8 protein-coding genes are annotated in these 6,812 nt (G+C 52.5%); 2 read left to right on the top strand and 6 right to left on the bottom strand.

Annotated features, from left to right (window positions below; genetic code table 11):
- Positions 1–61 precede the first annotated feature (61 nt).
- Positions 62–550 carry an ureidoglycolate lyase gene (locus L1047_RS02710; RefSeq protein ID WP_235277198.1) on the bottom strand — a complete coding sequence of 163 codons (489 nt, stop codon included), beginning with the start codon at positions 548–550 and terminating at the stop codon, positions 62–64.
- Between the two features lie 161 nt (positions 551–711).
- On the opposite strand from L1047_RS02710, the gene L1047_RS02715 reads away from it, so the two are divergent.
- Positions 712–1,452 (top strand): hypothetical protein, encoded by a 741-nt coding sequence (locus L1047_RS02715; protein ID WP_235277199.1) that lies wholly within the window; start codon positions 712–714, stop codon positions 1,450–1,452.
- Positions 1,453–1,531: 79 nt separating this feature from the next.
- Here the strand turns inward: L1047_RS02715 and L1047_RS02720 are convergent, their stop codons facing one another.
- Positions 1,532–2,404: a shikimate dehydrogenase gene (locus tag L1047_RS02720; RefSeq protein WP_235277200.1), complete on the bottom strand. Its 873-nt coding sequence runs from the start codon at positions 2,402–2,404 to the stop codon at positions 1,532–1,534.
- A gap of 195 nt (positions 2,405–2,599) precedes the next feature.
- Between L1047_RS02720 and L1047_RS16480 the strand changes: the two genes are divergently transcribed.
- A complete protein-coding gene (locus tag L1047_RS16480; protein WP_268836088.1) occupies positions 2,600–2,731 on the top strand; it encodes a hypothetical protein in 132 nt (43 codons plus the stop codon).
- A gap of 399 nt (positions 2,732–3,130) precedes the next feature.
- Here L1047_RS16480 and L1047_RS02725 read toward each other — a convergent pair whose 3' ends face one another.
- The 4 genes from L1047_RS02725 to L1047_RS02740 form a co-directional block, all read right to left on the bottom strand.
- Positions 3,131–3,415 (bottom strand): hypothetical protein, encoded by a 285-nt coding sequence (locus tag L1047_RS02725; protein ID WP_235277201.1) that lies wholly within the window; start codon positions 3,413–3,415, stop codon positions 3,131–3,133.
- Positions 3,416–3,524: 109 nt separating this feature from the next.
- Entirely contained in the window at positions 3,525–5,546 is a 2,022-nt protein-coding gene (locus L1047_RS02730) for a SpoIIE family protein phosphatase (protein ID WP_235277203.1), read from the bottom strand.
- Between the two features lie 177 nt (positions 5,547–5,723).
- Positions 5,724–5,909, bottom strand: a complete 186-nt coding sequence (locus L1047_RS02735) for a DUF3285 domain-containing protein (protein ID WP_235277204.1) — start codon at positions 5,907–5,909, stop codon at positions 5,724–5,726.
- Between the two features lie 450 nt (positions 5,910–6,359).
- Positions 6,360–6,812, bottom strand: a 453-nt coding sequence (locus L1047_RS02740) for an Ig-like domain-containing protein (RefSeq protein ID WP_235277206.1), incomplete at its 5' end; no start/stop codon positions are given.

Below are 6,812 nucleotides of genomic sequence, written 5' to 3' on the forward strand. Positions count from 1 at the left end.
ACCATTCAAAACCGATGTCGAGCCAATTTCAAAGGGATCCCCCAACGAGCCCACAAACCCCTCAGGGGGTAATCTGAAACTCCAGGTTATAGGTCTGTAGCAGGTTCACCGTCTCATGATCGGTGATGTTGGTGTCGGAAAGCTCTAGATTGTAAAAATCGATGAACTCTTCGTGGTCGAAGTAGGGGCCCGCGTGCCAGGTGCCCATTTCCAGCTTAATGAAGCGATCCCCTGGCACCCGAAACGCCTGGATCTGATCCACATGTAGCTCATCTGCGGGCGGTGCAACGCCAACAAACCATTCCTTGCCATTCAAGGATCCCAGACACTGAGTGCAATGGGCATGATGGGTGATCTGGGTGAATTTAAGGCCGCGACGAGGCAGGCGCATAATGTAGAAGCGGGGCTGCCCCTGATTCAAAGACAACTGGGCATCTTGGCCATCGAAGGGCTTGTGGTCGGGAATCGGGCAGATCACTTGTCCAAAGGGGGCGAAGTTTTCTGCTTGGATCAACTGAGCCTTCAATTGTCGCAGTTGGCTGGTTACCATTCCCAATCTCCTCCAAGCTCAGCACACCGGCGGCGACCCACATCTTATCAGGCATCTTCCGCAGCACGGAAGAGATCCCTCCGCCCGATCCTGAAGGGAGGACAGGGTTAGATTGGTGGATAAGCTGCCAACTGTGACTGTCTATTCTGTCAGGAACTGTGATGGCGATGCGACCGGATTTGAAAGGGCTGCGCATTTCCTCAGCCCAAGTGGAGAGCCTGACTCAGGTGCGGGTTGGTTGGCTGTACCGACCTCGCTCTATTGATGGGGTTTATGGGGTTTGGGGTTGGCTGCGCGGTTTTGCGGCTTTCTGGGATCCCTTGCGCCTCCTGCTGGTGCTGGATCTGCTCTGTCGGCTGGTGGCCTGGAATGGATCCCTGCTCACCCTTTTGGGCCGGATCTTTGTCCCCAGTCTGCGCTCTGTCACCTGGGGATCCCTGGCTTGGGAATGGGGAATTTTCGTGGCTCTGGCGGCCCTGCATCAGGCTTTCTGGATTTTCCATAGCCGCCGCATGCCCTTGCTGCTAAGCCTGCTGGAGGAGGTGGATCGGTACAACACCTTGATTCAGGCGATTCAGATCAACGATGAGCTGGAGGATGCGGGCAATGGGACGGTGCAACTGACCCACCGTGCCCAGGTGATCGAGGGGTTGAAACTAACCCGAGCAGATTTGGTGCGGGCCCTGAAAACAGAACGGATTCTGCGGCAAAATCAAGCCTTCATCGAAAGCCAAAGTGAACTGTTTGCCAGCAACCTAGCCACCCTGACGGCGTTACGGGTGAGTGAGCAGGCCAGTGAGCAAGGACGACTCTTGGATGCTGCACTGCAAATTGCTTTGGATGTACGCTCGGAAATGCAGAAGTTGCAGGAACGGACCTCCCACAAGGCTCAAAATGAGTAGGGATCCCGGACGGATCCCAGCCTTCACTGATGGTGGGGGTGTGAGGTAGACTACGCTAGGTAGCTCACTCCGCACCCAACTAAGACTGAGCCAACTGTTGCTGAGCGGCCTGTCGCATCATCGCTACGGGCACGGGTTTTCCCCCCAGCCACAGAGATAAAGCCTTGGCCCCCTGTTGAATCAGCATTTCTAGGCCGGTGATCGGGGTATGACCCAGATCGGCTGCCATCTGCAGCAGAAGGGTGGGATCCGGCACATAGATCAGGTCGTAGACGATCGCGCCTGTGGGCAGAAGACGCAGTTGCTCCCAGCTCAGAGGAGAAGTGGCCGTATTTTTGGCGTCAAATTCCCCCTTTTGCATCCCTATCGGAGTGGTATTGATCACCAACTGGGTTTGGGCCAAGCAGGAATCCAACTCCGCCCAGGTGAGAACCTGGATCTGCGGCCAAGTTTGTTGTAAGGTTGCCAACTTCTGGGGGGAACGCCCTACCACTCGCAACGGCTGCAGGCCCTGTTCCAAGCACCCCTGGATCACCGCCCGCGCCGCCCCACCGGATCCCAGGATAAGGGTGGGGATCCCTTTCAGCTTCAGCGGTAGGAGCGGCTGCAAAAAGCCATCGATATCCGTATTTGTGCCCGCCCACCCCCCACCCGGCAAGGGATACACCGTATTGACAGCACCCACAGCAGATGCCCGCGCATCGACCTGCTGTAAGAGGGGTAAAATTGCCTGCTTATGGGGAATGGTGACGTTAAAGCCTCGCACTCCAATGGCGGCTAACCCAGCAACGGCAGCGGCCAAGTGATCTGGAGCAACCGGAAAGGGTACATAGCAGTAGTTCTCCCCTAGGGCAGCCAAAGCGGCATTATGCATGGCTGGAGACAGACTATGGTCAACCGGATCCCCGATTAAGCCGAGCAACCGCGTCGTTCCTGAAATTGAACTATGCACGTAATGACATCCCTTGGCTCAAGTTATAGCTTTTTCCAGCGACACCTATTACATACAGCTAACCCCATAAGCTAATCCAGACTAATCTCTTGCAGGAAAAGGATCCTACTAGCCCCAGGTTTCTCAAGAAATCGGGGGAAGCTGTACCTAAAACTCTAAAGTAAAATGAAGAGATAGGATCCCTGTAGAGGACGGATGATGTCGGAAGAACCCGAAAAAACCGAGAAAAATTATTCCTGGAAAGGTAGCCCCAATGCCGGTCGGGTGCTGGCGATCTTGGCAGCCATAGGGGCAGTGGTGATTCTGCTAGCCGGGTTTCTCAACTGAGCAGGTGTACCTCTGCAATTGGCGTAGGGACTTCAGCACATCAGCGGAGGCAGGGTTTCTCTGTTCAAAGCGATAGTGAAGTAATCATAGTTTCAATTCGTTTTTTCATGATTATCCCAGCTATTGTTGAAGATGCATTAAATTCAGGTGTGTTGTCCCAAGAGCAAGAGGCTATCATCTACCATCTTCTCCGTAATTACCCTTGTACAGAGGCAGACCTTAATGCTTTGGAAGTTTTGCTAAACAAGTTGGTCGAACGGGAAGTTCGCTACATGTCACCTTATGGGGAGCGGATTAGAGATATCCATTTCTGCTAGCTAGGCTATCTCCACTCTTTTGGTTTGAGACTTTAATTTGAGGTTGATTTAAGATGCTGAACGTGGCCGCACTTAGTGAGCATCAAAACAAAAAAGGAAACACATCTCGAAAACCTTTGCGCAGCTTCAGTAGAAAGATTAACTGTTCCACCTCTGGAGAGACAGATCCCTCTGGATCTGGGGCAGCCAAAGCTTCCTGTAAAGCTAGCATCTCCGTAGGCGACAGGGGCTGGTTATCAACGGGTGAACGAGCCCGTAAATCGGGTTGTACCCGCAACACTTCCTCTGGGATTTCAGCAGCCGGGGGCAAAGCCAAAGCTGCATCCCACTGACCACTAAGTAGAGCCAGTAGGCTTGCTGTTCCCATCCAGCTTCGTTTGTTCACCCAGTCCAACTCGCTTGCTTGCTTTTTTGATCCTAACCCTTCCAGTGGGAGCCGATCCTTGTCTAGATCCAAAAGCAGATCCAAAGTCTCTTTAGGCTTGACAGCGCAGAACCAACACTGTCAAGTCATCCGTTTGATGATCAGCAAATTCCTGAAGTGCCAAATGAAGAGTATATTCCATGAGTTCTGTTGCAGAAGCATAATCTAAGAAAGGCTTCAACAGGGGTGAACGATCTTTTGACAAATCAGGCCGGGCCTCCAATAATCCATCGCTAAAAAGTAACAGCGCATCCCCTGAATGAAAATAAATCTCCCCCTGCTCATAGGCATCTCCAAAAAAGGATCCTAGAGGCATTCCACGGGGGTGTAGTGCTTCAATTTGGCCCGTTCGGCGCAACATGAGGGCATGGCCATGCCCCCCATCCACAAAGGTGAGTCGACGTTGTGGGATATGTAGTTGAGCATGAAATAGAGTAACAAAGCTCTCGGAGCGAATTAAATCGGACTCTAATGCTTTGGCAGTATATTGAATGTTAATTAAGGGGGAAGTTTGTCGTGCTAGTGCTCGGATTGCCGCCCGCACCGTTGCCATCATCAAAGCAGCGGGTAAACCCTTGCCCATCACATCTCCCAACACAAGGTTAAACAAATCGGGAGCTGGTACTTGCCAGTCATAAAAGTCTCCCCCTACCTCTCGGGCGGGCAGGCAACGGGCTGCCAGATCAAACCCTGGCAATTCCGGTGTGGTGCGGGGTAATAGTTCCTGTTGGATCTCAGCAGCGCGAGCCAATTCAATTTGCAGTTGTCTTCGTAGAGCGGCATTTTGGCGACGTAGCTCTATGCGGGCGATGGTACGTTGTAACACCGTCTGGAACTCCTGCGGATCAAAGGGTTTGCGTAAATAGTCGTCTGCCCCCTGTCGCAAGGCATCGATAGCTACCTGCTCTGAGCCAAAGGCTGTGGTCATGATCACCGCCATATCCCACTGTTGCTGACGAATGTGCCGCAGCACTTCGAGGCCGCTGATCCCCGGCATCAGCACATCCAAAAAGACCAAGTCGGGCAGAAACGTTGGGGTATCGGCGGAGGGATCCGCTTGCAAGTAGGCCAAAGCCCCTTCGCCGCTATCCACCCCCTGCACCTGAAAGCCGGAAGCTCGCAGCCACTGGCAGAGCAACCGATTGATATCGGCATCGTCATCCACCACCAGCACGCGATTGGCCATAGGGTGAGCTTGTTCCCCGCTAGGGGGTAGAAGACCCTCCAAGTTTGAGGAGGGAGGGGCTGCTAGAGCGGGCAAGAGGGACTGCAGCTCTGCTGGCGAAGAACAGATCATCACCTGATAACCTTGGTGAGCCAAAGTATTGGCCAGATCCAAGGGATCCTGTTCTGCTTGGATTACCCAGTAGATAGGGTCAGGCTTTGATAGGCCAATTTCCAATCGATCAGAGGATTGTAAGGGCTGCTCTTGGAGTCCTCTTAAACCCAGTTCAATTGCTTCTAGGGTATTGAGATCCGGTAGATCTGCAGCTTCTATCCAGGGTTTGCAAAGGAGTTCTAGGTGCTGAGCAGCACTGCTAATGGCATCAAAGCCATACATACCACTAGAGCCTGCCAAGGTATGAGCAGCCCGGTAAAAGTCTTTGAATTGGGTCAAATCACAGGATTGCTCTCTATATTGTTGCCATAAGTAGATGAGCTGATCTACCTTGCTGGGCAATTGCTCTTGATAGGCTACCTTTAGCGCCTCAAGCTGTTGTTGGAGATCCTGGGTGGGAGCCTGGCCCGCCTGGCTAGAAACCAAAGCTGCTTGTCCTTGCCAACGGGGCCACCATACCTCCAGTTGCATAGCCAAATCTCCTCCTACCAAGACCTGGGCAGGCAAGGGCTTAGCCTTTACCAAGGCTGGGGTAACCACCAGCTTGTAGTGCTCCGCCAGATAGGGTTGTTCCTCCAGCAATACTACCTCCAACCGCGCGGGGTACTGACCCGCTAACCCTTGCATATGCTGACGTAGCTGCTCAGCCAGATCAGCAACACTGGGACGGCTCTTGGCAAACAACAACAGGTGAATACCTGAGCAAGTGGAAGTAGGATCTCGTGACGTCTCCATAGGCCAAAACCGAAAGGGCTGGAGGCAAATAAAAGGGCAACAGTAGGGCTACAGGGATCCCTTGCTATGAGGCTATTTTCCCCTTGTTAACATCCAATCCGAGGAAAAGCTGAGGAAGAATCATCGAATGTAATAAGGAAAACAATCTCGCCTCCGTCCGTTGTAGCATCCGGAAAGTTAGTGAAAAAATATGTAGGCCAACCCGACCAAGACTGCTGCTAGCCCAACGGACGTGAGCGCAAAGTGCATCAAGGAAGTTTTACCCTTGCGCACCATATTGCGCATTGCCAGACGGGTATAACTGGGTTGAGGAACTGCGGTCTTTGAAACAGACCTGGAATCAGCAGAAGAAAGCTGCAACATCAGGATACCCAAGGCAACATCAAATTGCTTTCAGGTTAGCCTAAGCCGTCCACTGCTGTGCCTTATCTCGGCAGCGTACAGCCTTTTCCGATTTAACGCAGGGTGTAAGACTCAGCGAAAACTCTTGCTGGATAAGGAATTTACCTGGATCAGCTATAGTAGATAAAGAACTCCGTCCCGCTCCGCAGAGCGCTGGGAGAGGCTGTAAAGTGCCTAAACCAGGTATAGCCCTTTCTCTAGTTTGACGTTACGACTTCAAATCGGATCAGCCCAGATGCTCCACCAGCAAGGTTGACCACCACAATACCATTGGAGTTAGGGATCCCTCCACACTCAGCAGGCACAGGCAAACCGGGTGGAATAAAAGCTCCTGCATCACTATCCTGAGCATCACTCAGGTTGCTGACAGGTTGACCTGTAAAGTTAATCGATAGGCTGCCCGGCAGATAGCTAAACCCCGGCACTATGAGGATCACACACCGAAAGAGCTGCAGAAGGAGAATTCAACAAAAAGTAAATAGAGAACTCAACCCCCAAACCGGATTGCACCGCCTGGCTGATGGATCCCTGTAAGAAGGATTCCGCTCCCCCTGGCCAAGGGATCCCCGGCTCATCATTGGGATCCTCTGGCAGGTTTACATAGCCAGGAATGGGACTGCCGTTGATGGCAGTAATTCTCTTCACCAGCCGTATTCCACCTGTACCTAGATCCGGGGTTGGGCTAGGCGTCGGCCCTACTGATTCCACCGTCACTGTGACAGTAGCCGTGTCACAGAGGGGTGTAGAACCGTTATCACAAACCTCGTAAACAAAAGTGTCTGTACCAGTAAATGAGGGATTTGGAGTGTAGGTAATCTCTCCAGTTAGCGGATTAACACTGACCGTGCCATTGCTTGGAGGCGT

Origin of the sequence: Synechococcus sp. Nb3U1, from assembly GCF_021533835.1 — a bacterium.
Taxonomy (GTDB): domain Bacteria; phylum Cyanobacteriota; class Cyanobacteriia; order Thermostichales; family Thermostichaceae; genus Thermostichus.

What these genes read in the sequence shown, in the direction of transcription:
- L1047_RS02710 (WP_235277198.1), bottom strand. Translation starts at nt 550, where the DNA reads ATGGTAACCAGCCAACTGCGACAATTGAAGGCTCAGTTGATCCAAGCA.
- L1047_RS02715 (WP_235277199.1), top strand. Translation starts at nt 712, where the DNA reads ATGGCGATGCGACCGGATTTGAAAGGGCTGCGCATTTCCTCAGCCCAA.
- L1047_RS16480 (WP_268836088.1), top strand. Translation starts at nt 2,600, where the DNA reads ATGATGTCGGAAGAACCCGAAAAAACCGAGAAAAATTATTCCTGGAAA.
- L1047_RS02725 (WP_235277201.1), bottom strand. Translation starts at nt 3,415, where the DNA reads ATGGGAACAGCAAGCCTACTGGCTCTACTTAGTGGTCAGTGGGATGCA.
- L1047_RS02730 (WP_235277203.1), bottom strand. Translation starts at nt 5,546, where the DNA reads ATGGAGACGTCACGAGATCCTACTTCCACTTGCTCAGGTATTCACCTG.
- L1047_RS02735 (WP_235277204.1), bottom strand. Translation starts at nt 5,909, where the DNA reads ATGTTGCAGCTTTCTTCTGCTGATTCCAGGTCTGTTTCAAAGACCGCA.